The following is a 250-nucleotide window of genomic DNA, read 5'->3' as shown; positions in this document are numbered from 1 at the left end:
CCCGGAATTGCTGCAGCTCCCCCTTTTGCAACTGGGAAAAATGTATAAATTATTCTTTGACCTTTTACAAGTGGTCTAATTGGGTCCAATTTTCTTGAATATGGACGACCACGACGTACCGGCCATTTTTTAATCATATTTAATTCTTTAATTCCATCATCAGTTTCTATTTTACAAATTATTTCATCAACTGTATGATAACCATGTAAAATTTCAACAATTTTACCACTTACAGCTGGAGGAACCATAA

At 34.4% G+C, this 250-nt stretch carries 1 pseudogene; it reads right to left on the bottom strand.

Annotated features, from left to right (window positions below):
- A pseudogene (locus VJI94_RS08625) lies at positions 1-250 on the bottom strand (V-type ATP synthase subunit A); the annotation flags it as partial.

The organism is Parvimonas sp. D9 (assembly GCF_035282565.1).
In the GTDB taxonomy this organism is placed as follows: Bacteria; Bacillota; Clostridia; order Tissierellales; family Peptoniphilaceae; genus Parvimonas; species Parvimonas micra.
Note: the sequence above shows the minus strand (reverse complement) of the source record. Positions and strands in the feature narration are given on the sequence as shown.